The sequence below is a fragment of the Microbulbifer maximicatervae (SeqCode) genome, assembly GCF_052468095.1.
The window spans coordinates 3559323-3578861 of sequence record NZ_CP174332.1; the positions used below are offsets into that span (position 1 = coordinate 3559323).

At 42.5% G+C, this 19539-nt stretch carries 22 protein-coding genes; 19 read left to right on the forward strand and 3 right to left on the reverse strand.

From position 1 onward, the window contains the following. Window positions 1-149 precede the first annotated feature (149 nt). The gene (locus ACJJIL_RS15545; protein WP_445360134.1) at window positions 150-851 is read left to right on the forward strand and encodes a hypothetical protein; all 702 of its coding nucleotides are present in this window, start codon (window positions 150-152) and stop codon (window positions 849-851) included. Between the two features lie 546 nt (window positions 852-1397). Here the strand turns inward: ACJJIL_RS15545 and ACJJIL_RS15550 are convergent. Further along, window positions 1398-2243, reverse strand: coding sequence for a transposase (locus tag ACJJIL_RS15550; RefSeq protein WP_445360135.1), 846 nt, complete (start codon window positions 2241-2243; stop codon window positions 1398-1400). A 440-nt stretch (window positions 2244-2683) separates the two neighbouring features. Between ACJJIL_RS15550 and ACJJIL_RS15555 the strand changes: the two genes are divergently transcribed. The 14 genes from ACJJIL_RS15555 (at window position 2684) to lepB (ending at window position 12512) form a co-directional block, all read left to right on the forward strand. Then, window positions 2684-3196, forward strand: a complete 513-nt coding sequence (locus ACJJIL_RS15555) for a hypothetical protein (protein ID WP_445360136.1) — start codon at window positions 2684-2686, stop codon at window positions 3194-3196. 62 nt (window positions 3197-3258) lie between these two features. Then, entirely contained in the window at window positions 3259-3573 is a 315-nt protein-coding gene (locus tag ACJJIL_RS15560) for a hypothetical protein (protein WP_445360137.1), read from the forward strand. Window positions 3574-4078: 505 nt separating this feature from the next. Then, a complete protein-coding gene (locus ACJJIL_RS15565) occupies window positions 4079-4402 on the forward strand; it encodes a hypothetical protein (protein WP_445360138.1) in 324 nt (107 codons plus the stop codon). Between the two features lie 278 nt (window positions 4403-4680). Then, the gene (locus ACJJIL_RS15570) at window positions 4681-4926 is read left to right on the forward strand and encodes a VOC family protein (protein ID WP_445360139.1); all 246 of its coding nucleotides are present in this window, start codon (window positions 4681-4683) and stop codon (window positions 4924-4926) included. 99 nt (window positions 4927-5025) lie between these two features. Next, the gene (locus ACJJIL_RS15575; protein WP_445360140.1) at window positions 5026-5439 is read left to right on the forward strand and encodes a hypothetical protein; all 414 of its coding nucleotides are present in this window, start codon (window positions 5026-5028) and stop codon (window positions 5437-5439) included. 117 nt (window positions 5440-5556) lie between these two features. Then, window positions 5557-5988, forward strand: coding sequence for an MAPEG family protein (locus ACJJIL_RS15580; protein WP_444894595.1), 432 nt, complete (start codon window positions 5557-5559; stop codon window positions 5986-5988). A gap of 88 nt (window positions 5989-6076) precedes the next feature. Next, window positions 6077-6457, forward strand: a complete 381-nt coding sequence (locus ACJJIL_RS15585; protein ID WP_282931761.1) for a hypothetical protein — start codon at window positions 6077-6079, stop codon at window positions 6455-6457. 93 nt (window positions 6458-6550) lie between these two features. Next, a complete protein-coding gene (locus ACJJIL_RS15590; protein WP_282931760.1) occupies window positions 6551-6886 on the forward strand; it encodes a hypothetical protein in 336 nt (111 codons plus the stop codon). Window positions 6887-6996: 110 nt separating this feature from the next. Then, complete coding sequence (locus tag ACJJIL_RS15595) at window positions 6997-7323, forward strand: hypothetical protein (protein ID WP_444912424.1); 327 nt, start codon at window positions 6997-6999, stop codon at window positions 7321-7323. Between the two features lie 127 nt (window positions 7324-7450). After that, entirely contained in the window at window positions 7451-7696 is a 246-nt protein-coding gene (locus ACJJIL_RS15600; RefSeq protein ID WP_282931758.1) for a VF530 family protein, read from the forward strand. Between the two features lie 537 nt (window positions 7697-8233). After that, on the forward strand, window positions 8234-8641 hold the full coding sequence (locus ACJJIL_RS15605) for a hypothetical protein (RefSeq protein ID WP_445360141.1): 408 nt from the start codon (window positions 8234-8236) through the stop codon (window positions 8639-8641). Window positions 8642-8694: 53 nt separating this feature from the next. Beyond that, window positions 8695-9000, forward strand: coding sequence for a hypothetical protein (locus tag ACJJIL_RS15610; RefSeq protein WP_282931756.1), 306 nt, complete (start codon window positions 8695-8697; stop codon window positions 8998-9000). A gap of 807 nt (window positions 9001-9807) precedes the next feature. Next, entirely contained in the window at window positions 9808-10578 is a 771-nt protein-coding gene (locus ACJJIL_RS15615; RefSeq protein WP_445360142.1) for an alpha/beta hydrolase, read from the forward strand. Window positions 10579-11678: 1100 nt separating this feature from the next. Continuing rightward, window positions 11679-12512, forward strand: coding sequence for a signal peptidase I (lepB, locus tag ACJJIL_RS15620; RefSeq protein WP_445360143.1), 834 nt, complete (start codon window positions 11679-11681; stop codon window positions 12510-12512). Between the two features lie 645 nt (window positions 12513-13157). Here lepB and csrA read toward each other — a convergent pair. Then, entirely contained in the window at window positions 13158-13346 is a 189-nt protein-coding gene (gene csrA, locus ACJJIL_RS15625; protein WP_444915871.1) for a carbon storage regulator CsrA, read from the reverse strand. A gap of 1346 nt (window positions 13347-14692) precedes the next feature. On the opposite strand from csrA, the gene ACJJIL_RS15630 reads away from it, so the two are divergent. From ACJJIL_RS15630 to ACJJIL_RS15640, 3 genes are all read left to right on the forward strand, one after another. Further along, window positions 14693-14989, forward strand: coding sequence for a GNAT family N-acetyltransferase (locus ACJJIL_RS15630; RefSeq protein ID WP_445360144.1), 297 nt, complete (start codon window positions 14693-14695; stop codon window positions 14987-14989). Window positions 14990-15241: 252 nt separating this feature from the next. After that, complete coding sequence (locus ACJJIL_RS15635; RefSeq protein WP_445360145.1) at window positions 15242-15625, forward strand: VOC family protein; 384 nt, start codon at window positions 15242-15244, stop codon at window positions 15623-15625. A 214-nt stretch (window positions 15626-15839) separates the two neighbouring features. Further along, window positions 15840-16145, forward strand: a complete 306-nt coding sequence (locus tag ACJJIL_RS15640) for a hypothetical protein (protein ID WP_445360146.1) — start codon at window positions 15840-15842, stop codon at window positions 16143-16145. A 200-nt stretch (window positions 16146-16345) separates the two neighbouring features. Here the strand turns inward: ACJJIL_RS15640 and ACJJIL_RS15645 are convergent, their stop codons facing one another. After that, entirely contained in the window at window positions 16346-17389 is a 1044-nt protein-coding gene (locus ACJJIL_RS15645) for an AraC family transcriptional regulator (RefSeq protein ID WP_445360147.1), read from the reverse strand. A gap of 178 nt (window positions 17390-17567) precedes the next feature. On the opposite strand from ACJJIL_RS15645, the gene ACJJIL_RS15650 reads away from it, so the two are divergent. Next, a complete protein-coding gene (locus tag ACJJIL_RS15650) occupies window positions 17568-19484 on the forward strand; it encodes a DUF3604 domain-containing protein (protein ID WP_445360148.1) in 1917 nt (638 codons plus the stop codon). The last annotated feature ends 55 nt before the right edge of the window (window positions 19485-19539 follow it).

Here is a 19539-nt window from a genome sequence, read left to right on the forward strand (position 1 = left end):
AAGCACTGAAGAAGAGCGGTTCAAAATGATATCTGCATTGATGGTTAAATTAGAAAAGGTGAATGACGCGACACAACTTCAATAAGTTGATTTTGTTTCATGCGCTTCCTACAATGCACCCAATCAAACAAAAATAAGAGGGGTGAAGCATGGATGCTGAAAATCCAGATGGGACTTTAGACATTTTTGGTGATAATTTTTATCTTGGTGACATAGAATCTGAGTCTGATGACGAAGGCGAGGCGGGTGACGCAGTAGATGAGAAATTCTTAAATAATATATTTACTAACCAGGAACAACTTATAGGAACACGCTTTAACGCGATTAGTATTGGTGGTATACATCCTTACAGAAAGGCTCCTTTGATTGATATTTACTTGAAAGTTAAAAAGGAGGGTGTTGATTCCTTGAGATTGCAATGTACAAGTGAAGAAATGCCTGGAGCAAAGAGATTTACCTATTTGCCATGGAAACCGGATGGGGTTTCTTCGGTTGCAGCTGCTGAATTGAATAGGAGGGGTAGCGAATACTTCTTTACATCTAAGCTGGATGGCTGTCGATTTACGATGGCCCCCAGAAGGTTGTTGCATATAACAGGAATGGATACAACTCCGATGAAAAGGGGTAGGCTCGAGGAGAGCCATCTTAAAATAAGCGGTGAAGAATCTAATCCGGAGAAAAGAAGAAGCCTTTCTCCTACAAGAAATTATCAGCGTGGTAATCCCGGTGGAGGTGCGCTTGTGTTTGGAAAAAACATGGGCGAAGGGACGTGGGCATTCGTGTCAATTACCTTGGATCGTGATGAAAGAATTGTTAGTTTTTCCGATTATGGTGCATTCCCCTATGTATGAATCGTAAAAATCGGTACTTAACCAGGATCTGTAAACGCTGAGTCTGCATTTCTGCCAGCAGCAGTGGAGCCAATACGGTTGTGGTAGACTTTGCAGCCTCAACCTCAGTAAGGGCAACGATATTAATGTACTGCCCAGCATATTTATCCAGAAAGACACGAAAACTCAAGACAAAAACAACTTTATCGTACAACCAATTCTATTGTCGAGAATGCCGAACGCAGTTTAATGAGCGAAGTGGTACACCACTCAATTTTATTGAATGCCCCAAAGAATTTTTTTCTTGATAATACTAAAATAGAGAAAATTTCGCTTAAGTTCAACGATGATAGGGTTTCGGGGTGGGTTTTCGCTTATAGAACCGCAAATAAGACGCAAATAGGACACCCATGAATCATGGGAGAGGAAGAAATCGGCGGAGTAAAAATCCATACTCACCAGAGGGGCATAGAAACACGAATGTACGGAGTATTTTGTCTATTTGTGGCGTGCAGAGCTTTCAGCACACAGGGCGAACAGGTATCGATCGGTGGGATTAAAAATGATTCAATTTAGTTGAGATGAGGGGTAAGAGAGAAACTTCTGGCAATCATGCATACCTTGGGCCCAGCGTTTATTCAATAAGTTACAGGCTTTCCGTACTGCTTCAACCGACCCTACCAAACCTTTAAATCGGCTTTCAAAATTTCGGTTGAGGTAAAGCCAGTGCTCAGGTGAAATACCCAGGCGTTCAAGTATTGGAGGGGTATTCTCAGCGATAGTGCCGCGCTTTCTGGGATCTAGATGCCGACCACTCCAATCCACCAACTCCAAATAGTGGCCCAGCTGAAAAGGTAACCCTTTTGGCATATTTAAGCGCTCATCCCCCACAAACGGTAGTAGACTTTTGGGTTGCTCAGCGGTGATTGCAGAGCGAATACGCAGTTGAATAGAGGTGTGATCAGAGTCTTCAGGCGTTTTGGCAATATTAGCGCGGATAGGGTTTAGGTCTACATAGGCCACACAAGCGGCGAGGGCTTTTTCATCCAGCAAAGCCTGCGACTTAAATCGCCCCTCCCAAAAACGGCCTGTACACTTGTCTTCAGCATTGGCTTGTCGAGCAATAGACTCGTTTAAACAGCGCATAAACCAACTGATATCTATTAAGCGTTCCGGCCATATTGTGGTGACTTCTCTTAGCTTTTCCAGCTCACAGTGATCGAGGGTATCGCCTTTGAGATAGCGCAGAGCCAGAGAGGGGGCCCGAAACAGCTTCTCCCAGAGGATAATTACCTCCGCAAGAGACCACTTATCAGCAGATTTTTTGTCGATGTAGAGTACTACATCGTAGTGATTACTCATAACTGCAAAAGCAGCAATATCCAGCGCAAAAATCCCGGCTAATTGCCGCATACGATTTTCAATCCATTCGCGCTGATGCTCCTAATCTCTCCCTGATTCAGTATCCCGTCCACAAAGGAATGCTCGACGTACACAGCGGAATACGCAGTGGTAATACGGGGTTACATCAAGAGATATCTGACTGCTTAGAGGTAGAGTCAGCGGCTGTATATAATAAACTGTATGCACATCCAGCAATTTGTCGTATTTCCACCCTTTGTCAATAGGGCTGGCGGCTTATACTTTTTGTTTGGTGGGTGTCTAGATCAATTACTTTTTGGATAGTAGTCAAAGCTATCATTTTTACATTTGGTACGAATGACACAAAAACGAGCAACCCTTTGACTTGAAGAAAATTTTTGGCCAAGGCGAAAAATTGATTCCAGGATAGTAATCAGGATAATAGTGGAAAGAATGATCATTCTATAAATGTTAAGTTCACAAGGAAAGTAATGACTTCTAAATTTGAATGGATTAACTCACGATCAAGCCTTGTGTTGTGCTTGTTGGGCATTGTCGTAGCCGGATTAACAATAAAGCCACATATTACGATATTCTCTTCTCCTTTAACTACTGAAGAAGTCAAGCAACTCATAGCAGATCATGAAAGCTTTGTTATTGGTCAGAATATCAATGGTCAGCTTTCTGTTTTTCATGACAATTTTTCAATAACCATTACAAACAAAGACGGCGTAAAGGAAACTCTCAACAAATCACAATATGAAAAGAAGATAACTGATCTAAGTAAGCTTGGTATAAGACATTCTATTAAAGATCTTCATCAAGATATAACACACATATCTAATGACACAGCAATAGTTAGTATGATTGCAAAAGAAACCGTCATCATTAAGAACTTCATTCCCAAAATAAACGAAACTAAGCTATATCAAACAATTATTGTCAAAAAAGATGGTGGCGTTGTAAAAATCCTAAAGGTATCTTCAATTACGGAAAAAGCATAACAAGCACCGATGTTCCTACACTGCGGCCCCAAATCTCAACATTATGCATAGAGGCAATATTAGTGCTATCAAAAATAGAAAAATTTGTATTAAGTGGTGATGTAGCTCATGAGCTTGTGTCGTTAGAAAAAAACGGCAAAACCTGGATTATCGCCTTTTCTCCCGCATATAATCATAAAGAAAGAAAATCCTTTAAATTTGCTAATGTTCAAGAACGATATGAGCAGGATTTAACTGATGGAGAAGACTTGCTTGAATATCCATTACCTATTATTGGCTTTGATTCCAAAAGGCTGCCGAGAGGTAATTGGAGTTTTTGCCTAAATGCAGCAGATATTGAATGGGGCTTCTTTTCTGATTGGCCGGAAAATGCATAGCAAAGCACTCTTGTTCGCCAATACCGTGGCTGGGGCCGCTGATACGCATCCGCTTCACAGCAACCTCGAAGCTTGGCTTTGTAAGCCATGATAAGAAAGTGCCCACAATGTGGAAAGCAAGCGGTAAAAGTCAGAATACTGTCTTTTTCAAACCGCATGCACTGTGAAAAGTGCTTCTTTCAGTACGAGTACACTTCGTTGTCAAAGTGGGTACTCGCATTTATAGGCGCCATTATTCCAGTGCTGGCTATTATATTGGGTTTGGCCAGTAAGAGTTGGGTTGTGTTCGGTATAGTACTTATCTTAGTCCCGTTTCTGAGCGAGTTACTGTTTGCAAAGTACTGTGCTTTAAAGCCTGTAGGTGTACGAGCGTTAAGGGCAAAGTTACGTGGTAAAAGATGATAACAAGTTTCTCAATTTCGTTCCGACTGCGAAAAGCGCGGCCTTCACAGGATAGCCTACGTGTTACTTCGGCTGCTCATTAGCAAAGCGTTGGACTTATTTGATGATTCGCAATATATTTAGAGTAATGTTAATGGCTATCCTCTTAGCAGAGATTCCCTCTGCTACAGCTACTTCGATCAGTATTTGCACGCCTCATGTCGAGTATTTAGGAGAGCGAAATATTGAAGGCAGCTTTGTAATCGCTCTCACTATTGCGAAGAATGGCACATTGATTGATGCTAAACCAGAGGACATTAATCCTGAAGAATTACGCGCTTATGCAGAATGCTTGGCAAAGCATTCAAATTTTTACCTATCTACATGGCTGCCAAATCCAAGTGAAGGGCTGCATAGAATTCCAATTTTATTTAAAGTAGAGGCGTAACTTTTTCTGATCCGTTTAGAGTGCATCAGCCTAGCAAGCACAAGCAATTATGTGCGGGTCGATGCGCTTCCATTTTTGCACAAACGTATTCAGCAATGGTCGTCCCTGTTGTAGCCGTCATTTATCACAAATCAATAAAAGAGGATATATTTTGATAAAGCTCTCTATAAGTATTGATGTTTCTAATATTAAACAAGCTGAGGATTTTTATATTAAAGCTCTTGGTTGTAAAAAGCTAAGGGATCAAGGTGGAATGTCAGTAATTTCAGTAGAGAACTGTGATATTTATCTACAAGAGAAAGAGGCTCGATCAGCAGCAGCCCCCACCGAGACAGCTGAGCGAAATCATTCTCGTCATTGGACCCCCCGTTCATATTGACTTTCTAACTGAAAACGTAGATGAAATAGTTAAGCGAATTATTAAACTAGGCGGAAAGCATGAAAGCGGAGAAAGAGGTGACTGGGGTACTATTGCATATTGCTCAGATCCTTTTGGTAATGGGTTTTGTGTAATTAATGAGTAAAACACATACAAAGCACATTAAAAGTCGCTCCACCACGTTGCGCCTGATGTCGTTGACGCTCCGCCTTTTATATGGCTGCTAGCTTCCTATAGGAGTTTTATGAAAAATATAGATTTAAAAGGAATTTTCGTCGGTGGATTTCTTGGGCTACTCGGTGTTTTCGTTATCGCCGTAATCTCGACATTTATTAAAATTATGCTGTTTGGCTCTCAACCATACAATGCTCCATACACTACCGAAGAGCTTGTTATCTTGGTTTTTGCATGTGCCTTTAGCTATCTCTGGTCAGGCTTTATAATCTCCAAAATATCCCGAAAAGGCAAATTACTTAATCCGATTATCGTCTCTTTAATAATATTAGTATTAGCTCTCTTTCCTGCTCGTGAAGTACCGTTTTGGTATATTTTACTATCTGGTTTTCTAGCACCACCACTTTTCTACTATGGTGCTAATTTCCATCTTAGAAGGCTAGCCAAGTGCTCAAGCAAAGAGGTCGTAAACGGCGCTGCTTAGCTTGGCGTTGGGCCTGCAGCCTTACACGGGACGACCAACGCTCCAGCTGCTCCTGTTATGGTCATTATGCTCTGTTCAGCTCTCTAACATCAGTAAATAATAAAAAGGAATCAACGAATGATTGAAAGTGCCCAAATAATTCAGCCTGTAATTGCCTTGATATCTTGGTCAATGGTTATGTGGTTGTGGATGTACGCAACACGATTGCCTGCAGTGAAGAAAGCTAAATTAAAGCTTGATCCGAATGCTCCTCGCGGAGAGCAAATGTCAACCCTGCCTCCCCATGTTCGTTGGAAAGCTGATAATTATAATCATCTCATGGAGCAACCAACTATTTTCTATGCTTTGGCAATATCACTTGCAGTCCTTGGCGCAGGAGATGGCATAAATTTTATTCTGGCATGGACATATGTCGGTATTCGAGTAATTCATAGTATTGTGCAAGTAACTTTTAACAAAATTGAAATCAGGTTTTTAATATTTGCTCTATCAAACATTCCATTATTAGCCTTAACAGTGAACGCTGTGCGAATCACATTCATGCAATAAAACCAGTGGGCATAACAAGACGTCGGCGTTCGGCAGCAAACTGCCAGGGACGCCTACGGCGCCCCACAACTTCGTGTTAGCACCGTATATGAAAGTACATATACCTTATGAAGAAAGATCTGGAAGAAATCCGGATTTTGTAGTCAAGTACAAGATAGACTTATCTGAAGAGAATAAAAATGCCAAGCCGGGACAAGGAATGAGAGTGGATTTTCTTTATGACGGGGATGATCCGCAAGTTGAAGGTATACACATGATCTGGCCAGAGATTCTTGATGAAAATGGCAGAGTCATAAGAGATACTACTCCAGGTAATATTCCTAATGAAGGCTTTGCCAGTATGTGGATATTAAGTGAAGAGCGCCGTGAGTATCACCATAAAAGGCTTAAGATTGGTACAAAAGGGACTTGGTGGCGCGGTGGTCGCATTGCTAATGTCACGGTAGTTCAGATCAATGCTGTTAAGTAGTACTTACAAATTGTGGCACAATCGCCCACAAAGGATGCGGGATGGACTCGCTACACGTCGTTCCACTCGCCTGTGTATAAGGCGTTAAAAGTTATGAAAATAATCGCAGCATTAATTTTGACTGCCCTATCTTCTAGTGCCTTATCATATCAGGCAGTTTCAATAGCGGTCAGATCTCTATTAGAATCAGGGAATACAGATAGCTTCGTTCACGTCGGAAACAGCACACAGTCAGAATTCAACAAGCGGCGAAGCATTAGCTCGTTATGCACCCTCAACATTCTCGAAGGTGATGCCAAACAACCAATAGGTGCTGGTAGCGCTAGCAATCATGCTCTTATTATCTGCCCTGGCTTTAGAGCTCTCGGCATTCGTTTAAAACCTGAAGAGTCTGGCAAATACCATATATTGGGTTACTGGTCCCAGTAAGCTTTTAACAAGTTGCTGCATCCCACCACCTATACTCCGTTCGCTTTGTGCTGTACGCTACGCTAGCACAAAGCGGTGCCGGTGCAAGGCGTTATGTGTAAGGAAGAATTGTGGATGTAACTACACTGAGAGAAAAGCAGGAAGAGTTATTTCAGTCAGGTAAAATCAACAAGGCTGAATACAATGAGCTCTCATCGATTCACCAGAGGATATCTGAAATATCATCGAAGACTGAAATGAGCCCAGAGGAAGCTGAAAAGATAGGTGAACTATTGCAATCTAGCTCAAATATTCTATTAAAAGATGCTATCGAAACAGATACCACCTTTACTCAAAAGTTAACAAAACGAAGTAATCAAAGATTCAAACAATGCATCACTATATTACTTATATCCACATTTATTAGTATATCAATTATAATTATTAAAGGGCTTTAAACACATAGCAAGTTTAGGGAAAGGGCCGGCAAGCCTGTCACCTAATTTTATTTGCGATTACGCGCCAACTTCATCAGACCATATTCACGGCATTATACCTCATTTAACATAGAGTATTAATTGAAAAATGAGTAAAGATCAACCAAATAATCCGCTACACGGTATTACTCTTGAGAAAGTTGTTACACGTTTGCAGGAGCATTATGGCTGGGATGGTTTGGCAGATAGGATCAATATCAATTGCTTTAAGAGCGACCCATCAATTAAGTCTTCGCTCAAGTTTTTACGCAAAACCCAGTGGGCACGAGATAAAGTCGAGGATCTGTATATCTCAACTTTTGAAAATAACTCTCCGTGGGCTAATCGTAAATAAGCACTATTTGGTCACTACATAGATGTCGCTGTGACAAGGCAGGGACAGGCGCATAAATCGGGTAGCCGGTAGTTTTAGCTACCAGCTCCCACGCTACCCATCGTGCCAATCCGCAATAGCGGCTAGCTGGTCCTATTTATGAATCAGCGGCCACGCTGACAGCTTCACGGCAGCAAGTTAAACAGATCTCCCCAGATAAGAACGTAAACTTTCACTAAACAACTGCATTACTTACCCTACCCGTTAGATCACGCAGCTTCGGTGTCCTTGGCCGCCTCCCCTCCAGGCTAAGCCTTATATGATGTTTCTGTTCGTCAGCTCGTAGTTTTGCTAGCGGCTCCCTCCCCACAAGACCTCACGGTGTCGCAGTTGCCATTCGCTAGTAGTTAGCATTTAATGAAACCCATATAATGGTGACCCTCATACAGGGAGGCTATTACCCGATTAGTCCACACCTATGCTGAGCGTACCAAACACAGGTACGATCGCACACTGCGTGTGCTGGCAACGTTAAGATTTTAGACATGGAATGTGAATATGGAACAGTTTCGGATAATTCAAGATATTCGAGAGTACATTAAAAGTTATGATGCTTTTTTTGCACGACCAACACAAAGAGGTGAGCATCCGACTCTGTATATGGATGATAAACAAGGTAAAACATACAACAATATTCGAGAGAAAGATTACCTTTTTTCACAGTGTAAGCAATGGGTTATACCGCATTCTCAAATGGGGCTATCGTTTTCGGCTCATTGGCAGCACTTAAAGGATCAGTACAAACTAAAAAAGAAACATGCCAAAGGTAGCCCAGTCGATGTATTTTGGGTAATAGAAAAATGTGATTTACCAGAAGGACTTGAATTTATCGCTGACGAGAGGGATAAACAGCATTATTTCTTGACGGTCACTCGAAAAATGACCACAGCCCAATTACATCAATAGCTCATTTGGCTTGCTGACAGAATGTCGGTTATTAGGGAGGCACAAGACGCTCTATGATCAAATATAGGTTCGAAGAAGAAAAAGATATTATTCTTCACTACGCAAACGTCCTCGACGATCAAAAAACAAGCCTTATAATTTCTAAAGGTATGGTTTCTGATAGAGACGAGGCGTTTCATTTAGCAAAATTCTTCTGGTCTATGGTTGACTTATCTGTAGAGGATATAGAGGAAGAAAGATTAGTTTGTGGCCATAAAGATCTTGAGGCTTGGAACGAATACATAATGAACTCCCTACGTTCATATCTACGCTCAAGTGGCTATGCAGATGAATGGGAAAGAGCTACGGACCAATCTTAAATCGGATAACCGGTAGCTTTTTGCTACCGGTTCCCACACCACCCATCATGCGGGTCCGCAATGAGTGGTTCCCTATCCGTAATGAATCTCTACCCAACGATAGTGTCGAGCAGCTCTTCATTTGAGCTAAGCATAATGGCGGTATCCTACCTCAACTTTATCCGACTGGAAGGCTAGCCCACTCTTTCAACTCGTAGAGTTTAGGTTCAGGCCTTAACTCTGTCCAAGGTATTAATCTTGGCACTTAGCTACTATGCCGTCAGCTAACTTCTATTTAATCATCGTGGTCAATGCTGATTGAGGAGCTACTGTGTTTCACTGCTTTTTGTCTATACCCTCGAAGGTGGCTAGCGGGTTGGGTCTACTTTTGAACTAGCGGCCACACTGACAGCTTCACAGCAGCAGGCTTAACAGATCTCTCTAGATAAGAACGTGAACTTCACCAAACAACTGCATCATTTACTCTACACATTAGATCACAATGCTTCGGTGTCCTTGGCCACCTCCCCTCCAGGCTAAGCCTTATAGGATACTTATATTCTTCAGTCCGTAGTCTTACTAGCGGCTTCCTTCCCACAAAAGTCACGGTGTTGCAGTTGCCATTCGCTAGTAGTTAGCATTTAATGAAGCCCATTAAATGGTGATCTTCCTATATGGGGCTTTCACTCCATTAGTTCACGCCCATACTGGGCGGGCGTACCAAGTCAAGGCTATCGGAAGCTTCGCTCTGCAGCTTGAGGCGTTAACTGCTTTATTAGCAATTTTACTTGCAAGTGGAAAATCAAGAATACAAAAAGAGGGATTTCATTGAAAACTATATTCTCATTAGTAATATTCTTAATATTTGCGACATTTGAAACTGTTGCTGAAGAAGTTGATACAAAAAAAGATTATCACACCTTTGTTTTGGTACATGGTGCTACAGGCGGTGGATGGGACTGGAAAGAGGTTGGTAAACATCTTAGCGCTAAAGGTCATACCGTCTACAGGCCAACACTGACGGGGTTAGGTGAGAGGCATCATCTTTCCTCTCCTGATATTAACTTAACTACACATATCAACGATATCGTTAACCTGATTATTTTTGAAAAATTGAAAAATGTGGTACTTGTAGGCCATAGCTATGGTGGCATGGTAATCACCGGAGTTATCGATCGTATTCCAGAGCGAATTCATCATGTTACATTTTTAGACGCGAAAGTACCTGAGGATGGCATGTCAATGATGGAGGGGCAGCCAATACCTGCGGAACATAAAGTGGTAAATGGTCAAGTTCACTTCTCATGGATTGATGTTAATTCCGAATTTCCACGAGATGTTACGCAGCCATTAAAAACACTTACGGAACCTGTATCGTATAAGAATCCTCTGGCCAAAAAACTCAATGTCACTTATGTAGCTTTTATTCCTGAGGGGGTGTCGAAAGCCGATAGAGCTAAAGATCCCTCTTGGCATCGGGCAGTAGAGCGGAAATGGACAATTCGTACATTTAATGGTGATCATGTGATTTATCGGGCCAAGCCCAAAGAATTTTCAGAGATGCTTGAAGAAACCGTAAACGATACAAATAATATTTAAATATTTTGTGGCATGCAGTTAAATCGGGTAGCCGGTAGTTTCTAGCTATCTGCCCCACGCTACCCATCGTGCCGGTCCGCAATGGCCGGTTCCCTATCCGCTGAATCTCTACCCAACGATAGCGTCGAGCAGATACTCATCTAAGTTGAGTGCCATAACAGTGCCCATCCTCAACTTTATCTGACTGGAAACATATCGGTAGGAAAATCCGGTCTTTTAATTCGTGGAGTTTAGGTTCAGGCCTTCACTCTGTTCAAGGTGTAAATCTTGGCACTTGGCTACTATGCCGTCAGCTGACTTCTATTTAATCAATCTATTCATTTCTGACCGAGACGCTGCCGTGTTCCACCACCTTTTTTTAACCCCGCAATGGCGGCTAGCGGGTTGGGCCTACTTATGAGTCAGCGGCCACACTGACAGTTTCACAGCAGCAAGCTAAACAGATTTCCCCAGATAAGAACGTAAACTTTATATACTCAACTGTATCATTGACTTTGCCCGCTAGATCATCCGGCTTCGGTGTCTTTTATCCCCCCAACCTACAGGCTCAGCCTTTTAGGATGTTTCCGTTCGTCAGCTCGTAGATTTGCTGGCAACTTCCTCCCACAAAACCTCACGTCCTGCAGTTGCCATTCGCTAATAGTTAGCATTTAATGGAACCCATTAAACGGTGATCCTTATACAGGAGGCTTCCACCTCATTAGTTCACGCCCATGCTGGGCGTACCAAGTAAAGGTACCCGAGATCAAAAACGCCACTTAACTTTGGTTTTGACGCAGGGCTCTAGACGTTCCCTATAACCCGAGGCAACATGAGTAAAAGAGACAGCCGCATCTGTGTTTCGATATATATTGTTCTAGGCACTGTTAGTATTCATTTACTAGGCGAAATATATGCTGCAAAAATGATGGAAGAACTGGCTAGGAATCCGTCTCCAGATTTGGTCAGTGGATCGGTGGCACATATATGAGCCACTAGATTCGCTATTTGAATCATTCGCAGCTGATGGCGATATCCGTCGCATCAGCTGTTAACAAGCTAAGACATGGGAACAAAAACCACCGCTGGTGGCATTAGACCTACGGAACTAAGGAGAAAGTTTGAATATCAATTGGAAACCGAAGGCATGGATTGCAGTACTGTTAGGTGTAGTCCTACAAGCGTTCACATTTCTATACTTAAATAGGCCAAAACTGTTTTGGCTCTATGTCCTTCTTTCTTGTATTGTTTCTATACTTGATTGGAAGTATCAAACTCTATTTGCGGCCATTTTTTCATTAATCTGCCCAATACATGCGTATTTTGTTGTAAAGAAATTTGAGAGTTCTAGTGAGCGGGGTTGGTACTCCAAGTGGTGGGGCATCCCTACCATCTATATTACGTTTTTTTCAACAGTCTTTCTATTTAGGTCTTTCCTATACGAGCCTTTTCTTTTTCCTTCCGCATCAATGCAACCAACAATAGATAACGGAAACTACATCATTGTTCAGAAGTTAGGCTATCGCACATATGGAACGTATGGTGCTTCTTTAACCAGCGGGAATATAACTTCAAGAGATCTAATGCAGAGAGGGAAATTATATGCATTCTATCCACCTCATAAGGACACTCCTTTTATCAAGAGATTGATCGCTTTACCTGGTGATAGGATTGCTATCAAAGGCAATGACATTACTATTAATGGCTCTTTATTAACCACAAATCTACTATACGAAACAGATCATCTAGCAGTCTATGAGCAACAGTTGAGTGGTATCACGTATTTGATTCAACGAATAAAAATGCGTCCAGCTAGTGATGTGGAGGAAATTGTAGTACCTGAGAAAAGCTATTTCTTTATGGGTGACAACCGAGACAACTCAGCAGATAGCAGGTTTTGGGGCTATGTTACCGGCGATCGCATAATTGGAGAAGTCGTGCATATATTCAAGTAAAGGCCTAATAAAACAATCAAGCGCGACGGCTTAGAGCCGTCGGTTATTTTAGCGTTAAGCACCGACAATATACGGATCAATAATGAAGCCTGATGAAAGATGGAAAAAGATTCGATCTAAAGGGTCGTTTCATTTTACTTTAACTAGAGGTCTATTTGGGGGCGGTTGTTTACTATTTGTTAATGGGTTTCTATCAAGGCAGATGATCCATAATCAACCCATTCTCACTATGGATACATTTTGGTCAGTAATAGGTAGTTTGGCTGTTGGGTTTCTCTTGTCAGGTGTAATCTGGTCTATTAATGAGTCAAGATACAATGGGCCCAGAACCTAGATCACATAGCCGGTAGCTTCTAGCTACCGTCCCCCACACCACCCATCGTGCAGGTCAGAGATGGGCAGCTCCCAACCAGTAATGAATCTCTACCCAACAATACTGTCGAGCAACTCTTCATTTGAGTTGGAACGATCTTGGGGGCCCATAAATTGGGCACCTATGGCATATTGGTAGGTGAGTTCAACACTATCCCAGTGATTACATCCAGTAAGTAGAGGTCGCCTTCAAAGGCACCCTATATCAAAACCACTACCTTGCCATGGTTTTGATATGGATGCTTTGGGAAATCCTTAGTCACAGCGGGGCTATCAACGATCTCCTCTTCCGAGTGCCCGCTCCTTTTGTACACGTATATATATTTCTTCACGGTGAACAGGCAGGGATTTGGGAGCAAGTATGCCTATCTTCACTTGATTACCCTTAACTTCCAGTACGGTAATTGAGACATTTGCTCCAATCCTTAAGTTTTGACCCGTCCGGCGCTTTAAGATCAACATATTTGTTTCCTCTAAGACTCAAACCATTTGTATACCACCCTTAACGGAAGGCTTTGTAAGTAACTTCTTGAGGAAATATGAGGTGGTGCACGAGAACGATAGGCATAGAAGAAGAAAAGGCGAGCACTACGCTCCCATAGCTTGGTGAATCTCTCCAAACTGCTCAATACTCTCCAGTTTATTGAAGACGAGCGGGTTTCTAGCGTATGATCCATATAGCCATTTTGATAGTGTGTGTATCAATTTGGTTAGCTGGCCCCTGGTGTTCGAGCACCTTGGGTCAGCGCCTTTTACTTGCTTTTACGTCACAATACCGCTCTCCTTTGACGGGCTGATTTTTAGAAAATCATTGACTCGGGTAAGCTTATTTGTTAACTGGCGTTTTAAAAGGCGGACCTGCGCCAACCAAAACCCCAATAAATATCCATTGATTTTACGCAGCTTTGACACTAAAACAAACTTAATAAAATCCAATAAGATTATTTTTGTGCCTATATTTTTTAATTTAGCGCATTAATTAATCTAAGTTACGCATAAAATTAACCACTTATGCTGGCGCCTCCATTAAGCTCACTCGAAAGAACTCAGAAGAATAGATCTTCAATACTACTACTTACCGCAAGCCCCCTTCTGCCGGCAGTCAAAATTGCTTAGGTATTTTTAATATACTGTGAGGATTTTAGGTAATCAGTCTATTAGAAATGGCAATGGTGTTATTTTTATAACCCTTTAGGGTTTGGACTTTTTGATACGACAACCCCTAAAAATTCACTTCATTCAAAGGGTGGAACTATAAATTCTAAATGTTCGCAGTGCATCTCAAATAGTGAAGTCCAAGCGAGATATACGCGCAACGATTGAAATCGCTAGGGGTTGGATTGCAGAGTAATTGAGATATAAAGTAACGGTTTGGAACTAGCACTCCTATCAATTGACGACACTAATCTGGTGCCGCTCAATCAGATACAGCGAGCTGATATAATTCCCACGGAATTCCTGGTTTTTTTGGCTGGGAGCATAGCTGACTACTGCTAGCTTCCTTCACTACCGCTAAGTGAGTCGGTTATTGTGGGAACCTAGGCTGCAATTGACCCTCCATTTGGTCTAGAATTGGCTCCAAAGAAAAGTGCATACCTTGGAAATGTTTGAGCTTGTGAATCAGCTCATTTGGAAGAATCAAAGTGCTAATCTATCAATTAACTAACCGTGGGTGACAATAGAAATTGGTCTTATTTTTCGAGACAGGCCAAATAGTTAAGAGGGGTAGTTTGCAATAAAGCCACCAGGCCATCTTACGCTGCGCTCAAAGCAGCATGTTGTAGTAGCGTTACACGCACGAGGTTCAAGTGAATATATCTATAGCCGAGACAGATCAAGATATACTGGATTGTTATGAGGTTTTATCTCAGCTCAGGCCACATATATCTAAAGATGATTTCTTGAAAAGAATCTTATCTTTAACTCACAACTGCGGGTACCAGCTGGCCCGGCTAGACGATAACGGCGTAAAAGCCGTAGTAGGTTACCGTATATCTGACTGGCTACATACAGGAAAGTATCTCGAAATTGAAGACCTTATAATCTCAGCAGAGAAAAGATCGAGTGGTTATGGCGGAAAGCTTTTTGACTGGATTTTGGAGTAAGCAAAAATTGAGAACTGCAACCAGGTTCGCCTTGTTTCTGGTGTTCGACGCGAGCAAGCTCACAAATTCTATATAGAAAAAGGCATGGTATGGGAAGCAAAGTACTTTTCCATTAATGTTTAAAGTCCATTGCCAAGCCAATAACCTAACCTCTGCGTACTATCAATTTTACGTAGATAACAAAAAACCATCCCAATTAGGGATGGTTATACCTAAGACTTGCCCACGTTTACGAACAACAAGGTGAAACTTATGTTGAGTCCATTTCATCTCTCTTTCGTGGTTCCCGACAAAGAGGAAGCGAAGCGCTTTTATTTAGACATTTTGGGCTGCTCTATAGGTCGTGACAACCCCACCTGGTTCGACATTTTATTTTACGGCCATCAAATTACAATTCATCAAGCTTCCGACAAAATGCCGGCCTACCAAATTGACCATTTTGGACCAATTCTAAGTAAAGAGGAATGGCTGTCCGTATTAGAAATTTGTAAATCAAATGATGTAGAGTTTGTAGCAAATAGCCTTATTAAAAACGAAGGCGCTGAAGATGAGTCAGGCAAGTTTCTTATAAAAGATCCCAGTGGTAATAAACTTGAATTCAAGTACTATATGAACTTTGAATGTACAGTCGGGTAGCGACATCTATCGACCAGAAAACAAACGATCTGTGGGCTCCAAAGACGGAGCCCTACCTATCCCCTCGCGGTGGAGGCTTTAAGATCAAGTTCGGGTGAGAGCAACCATACAAGCTTGCGAGGACATGCACCACTTTAGCAAGCCCCTAGAAAAGAGTCCATCATCGGAAAGTTATTTTAGTAGTTAGTCCACACTAATTGGAACATCGTATTTTATGAGCAAGAAGGCATTTGGAGTTAATGAAATTATTATCCTCACCACCCTACTGGCAATGCTTGGCTTACTGGCTGTCCGGTTTTTGAATCCTGAGATGCTAAATCTGTCCATTTTCAATACAAGGGTAGGCTCCTTTTTACTTGGCTGCGCATTTTGTTATTTCACTCTAAGTGAGTTTAAGACGGCCATAGCTAAAGATGAGTGGGGCCCAAACAGAATTGCAGGCATTATTCGTGTACCCCTAAATCTCGCCGCTGCTTTATTCCTGTTTTACATGAGCGCAAGCGGAGGAATTAATGCATAAGAAGAGATTATTAGCTTCCCCATCACCGGTGAGTACAAGGCAGTTAAAATGAGCAACCAGAGAATTCCTGACAGAAATAAGAGCCCCTATAACTGGTGGGTCGCAACAATTATAGAGAGGTTTCAATTTGATGATGAGGAACTCGACAATATGCGCCAGCGCTGCCGGGCATTCTCACAAGTTGTGATATTAAATCGTTCTTAATCCATACAGATTTCTATTGAAATATCTCTACTATGCTTACCCCGAAACTCTCGTGGAGATTGCCCAGTCCATTTTTTAAAGCTTCTGGAAAAACTACTGGTATCGCAGAACCCTAATTTGTAGGCGATTGACGTGATCGGGGTATCGCTTTGCTTAAGATACTGTACAGCCTGATGCTGGCGTATTTCATCTAGAACAGTCTGATAACTGGAACCTCTTTCTTTTAGTTTTCTATGCAAACCACGGCAACTAATCCCAAGCTCCTTGGCCACGACCTCTTGTGAAAAATTACCTGTAACCATCAGATCAACAAGCACTCTACTGGTCATGCTAACTATGTCATTCTTCTGCAAACGCTCCAAGTAACCAATTAGGGCTTGCTCGTTGACCCTGACCAACTCATCGTTTCCCGAAGAGAGCTTTCGATCAACAAACTCTTGTTTAAATCTGATCTCACAAATGTCTGCCGAAAAGTTAATTGGGCACTTATACATCAATTTATGCCGCTCAAGGGTGGCAGGTCTGGGCCTCTCCAGATTAATAGAAATCAAATGATGATGCACATCAGGGCATATCTTTCTGATGGACTTTATTAGCAAAGCCATAAAGGCATCTATAGCATGAATACTTGGATCATATGGAAAATTGTCAACTTTTTCCCAGGAGACTATTACTTGTTGCTGTTCATCATGAACATTGATTCGCATAGCGGTGGTAACCACTTCTGAGAATCGTGCAGATCTCAGTAAGCTCTCCCTGATGGAGCTACTGGCCAAGTGGGCATAACTCAGGGCATGAAGGTTTGTATGATTCACATACTTAGTGACTTGTAGGCCGATACAATCATCACCTGATATGGATTCAGCGAGCCCCCATAGCTTTTTCATATTCTCTAAAGGGATTCTCTGGTTCGCATCCACTATGCATTTGGGGTCAATTTCTGCACGCTGCAAAATTTCTTGGGTAGAACAGAATGGTTTTAGGGCCTCAATAATAGGTAATACCCAAGTTGCAATGGTCGTGTGTCCATACTCAGCCATCTACAAGTGTGTCCTAATTGGTCAAGAGATTGGCTTTATTTGCAAAGAAACCTAAAAGCCAAATGATTAGCATCTAATCAATCACTTCCTTATTTACCAAGATTATCCTAACGATCCTGACATGTTAAGAGGATCTAGTCATCTAAAAGATAGCCAACCGACGTTGGCAATTGGAAATATGAAAAATCCCATAAAAAGAATAGCACGTCTGGTAGGGGTTACATTATCCATCACTCACCTAGGTGTTGGTGCTAGTGAGCCCACGCAAGTTTTCTGGGGAGATATGCACCTTCATACCTCCTACTCGTTCGATGCCTTCTTAAGCCAAAATTATTCGGCAACTCCGGACACCGCTTATCGGTGGGCCAAGGGGCAGCCGGTTATTCACCCCTACACTCATGCAAAAGTACGTATAGACACCCCGTTGGATTTTCTCGTGGTTTCAGATCACGCTGAAGGGCTGGGAGTTATGAGGGCAGTGGTGAATCAAACAGATGAGCTCGACAGCGATATGTCCTTATACCAGTCAATGATGCGCTGGTTTGCCAAGCAGCATATTAGATATAAAGTCTCAATAAATGAAGGTATGGATATTTTCAATGAGTTACTGCCCAAAAAGGCGCTAGACACAGTAGCTCCCGCTGACCCTGTCCAGGACCCAGCTAACACGCCCCCTGAGCCCGTTCTTGGAGATCTGGATAAGACCCGGACAAGCGCATGGAGCGCAATAGTCGATGCCGCAGAGCGCCATAATAACCCGGGCACTTTTACCAGTTTTATTGGCTGGGAATGGAGCTCAACACCAACCGGGGCCAACTTACACCGGGTGGTAGTCTCTCCTGATGGGGCGGAAAAAGCTAAGCAGTATCTTCCTTTTGGGTCTGATCAGAGCCAGTACCCAGAAGATTTGTGGCACTGGTTAGATGAGACATCTAAACGAACTGGCAGTGAATTCATTGCGATTCCCCACAATTCCAATGTGTCCAAAGGTTATATGTTTGCAGAAACCACTCTGCGTGGTGAGCCAATTGATACACAGTATGCGCGTACACGCATGCGCTGGGAGCCCCTGGTTGAAATAACGCAAATTAAGGGGGACTCAGAAACCCATTCAACGCTTTCCCCGGACGATCCTTTCGCAGACTTTGAGAATTATCCATTCTATCTGCAAGCTGACCCGGAGTCGTACCATGTCGCTAAAGGTGATTTCGTCCGATCCGCCTTACGTACAGGACTGGAAATTCAGAAGAAAATTGGTGTAAACCCTTATAAGCTGGGGTTTGTGGGGTCTACAGATTCACATACGGGTATGTCAACTGCTGAGGAGAACAACTTTTGGGGCAAGTTTGCTCATGACTCAGTACCAAGCAGCAAGCGAACTAACACTGTCATTGGCGGAACCAAGGCTACAGGTTGGAACATGTCCGCTTCTGGACTCGCCGCCGCTTGGGCTGAAGAAAATACCAGAGAAAGCCTTTTCGCTGCATTTAAACGCCGTGAAGTATATGCCACTACAGGTCCTCGAATTCAGGTGCGCGTCTTTGCAGGCTGGAATTTTCCGAAACACGCTATAGATGCTGAAAATATTGCTGAACTCGGTTATTCCCATGGAGTACCTATGGGGGGGGATTTAGTCAAACCACAAAGAACTGACCAACCAATTCAGCTACTTATACGCGCCACAAAAGATCCTAAAGGAGCAAATCTGGATCGAATTCAAGTGGTTAAATCTTGGCTGGACTCAACAGGAAAGACCCAAGAAAAAATATTTAATGTTGCCTGGTCTGGGGAACGCACGCTTAATAACCAAGGGCAGCTAATGCCTGTGGGGGACACAGTAAATCGAGAAACGGGGCAATACACCAACAACATTGGCTCCATAGAGTTATCAACCCTATGGCAAGATCCAAAGTTTAATATGAACGAAAAAGCCTTTTACTATGTTCGGGTATTGCAAATCCCTACTCCACGCCATTCACTCTACGATGCGATAGCTACAAAAGAAATCAATAATGGAAATATTCAGGTACCGCCTGAAGGACCCGCCGTTATCCAGGAGCGCGCTTATACATCCCCAATTTGGTATACCCCCTAAGACTGGTAGGAACCTTGACACCAAAGCGAGTAAATAACATATCTATAAACGTCGC

What these genes read in the sequence shown, in the direction of transcription:
- ACJJIL_RS15545 (WP_445360134.1), top strand. Translation starts at nt 150, where the DNA reads ATGGATGCTGAAAATCCAGATGGGACTTTAGACATTTTTGGTGATAAT.
- ACJJIL_RS15550 (WP_445360135.1), bottom strand. Translation starts at nt 2,243, where the DNA reads ATGCGGCAATTAGCCGGGATTTTTGCGCTGGATATTGCTGCTTTTGCA.
- ACJJIL_RS15555 (WP_445360136.1), top strand. Translation starts at nt 2,684, where the DNA reads ATGACTTCTAAATTTGAATGGATTAACTCACGATCAAGCCTTGTGTTG.
- ACJJIL_RS15565 (WP_445360138.1), top strand. Translation starts at nt 4,079, where the DNA reads ATGATTCGCAATATATTTAGAGTAATGTTAATGGCTATCCTCTTAGCA.
- ACJJIL_RS15575 (WP_445360140.1), top strand. Translation starts at nt 5,026, where the DNA reads ATGAAAAATATAGATTTAAAAGGAATTTTCGTCGGTGGATTTCTTGGG.
- ACJJIL_RS15580 (WP_444894595.1), top strand. Translation starts at nt 5,557, where the DNA reads ATGATTGAAAGTGCCCAAATAATTCAGCCTGTAATTGCCTTGATATCT.
- ACJJIL_RS15585 (WP_282931761.1), top strand. Translation starts at nt 6,077, where the DNA reads ATGAAAGTACATATACCTTATGAAGAAAGATCTGGAAGAAATCCGGAT.
- ACJJIL_RS15590 (WP_282931760.1), top strand. Translation starts at nt 6,551, where the DNA reads ATGAAAATAATCGCAGCATTAATTTTGACTGCCCTATCTTCTAGTGCC.
- ACJJIL_RS15600 (WP_282931758.1), top strand. Translation starts at nt 7,451, where the DNA reads ATGAGTAAAGATCAACCAAATAATCCGCTACACGGTATTACTCTTGAG.
- ACJJIL_RS15605 (WP_445360141.1), top strand. Translation starts at nt 8,234, where the DNA reads ATGGAACAGTTTCGGATAATTCAAGATATTCGAGAGTACATTAAAAGT.
- ACJJIL_RS15610 (WP_282931756.1), top strand. Translation starts at nt 8,695, where the DNA reads ATGATCAAATATAGGTTCGAAGAAGAAAAAGATATTATTCTTCACTAC.
- csrA (WP_444915871.1), bottom strand. Translation starts at nt 13,346, where the DNA reads ATGTTGATCTTAAAGCGCCGGACGGGTCAAAACTTAAGGATTGGAGCA.
- ACJJIL_RS15635 (WP_445360145.1), top strand. Translation starts at nt 15,242, where the DNA reads ATGTTGAGTCCATTTCATCTCTCTTTCGTGGTTCCCGACAAAGAGGAA.
- ACJJIL_RS15640 (WP_445360146.1), top strand. Translation starts at nt 15,840, where the DNA reads ATGAGCAAGAAGGCATTTGGAGTTAATGAAATTATTATCCTCACCACC.
- ACJJIL_RS15645 (WP_445360147.1), bottom strand. Translation starts at nt 17,389, where the DNA reads ATGGCTGAGTATGGACACACGACCATTGCAACTTGGGTATTACCTATT.
- ACJJIL_RS15650 (WP_445360148.1), top strand. Translation starts at nt 17,568, where the DNA reads ATGAAAAATCCCATAAAAAGAATAGCACGTCTGGTAGGGGTTACATTA.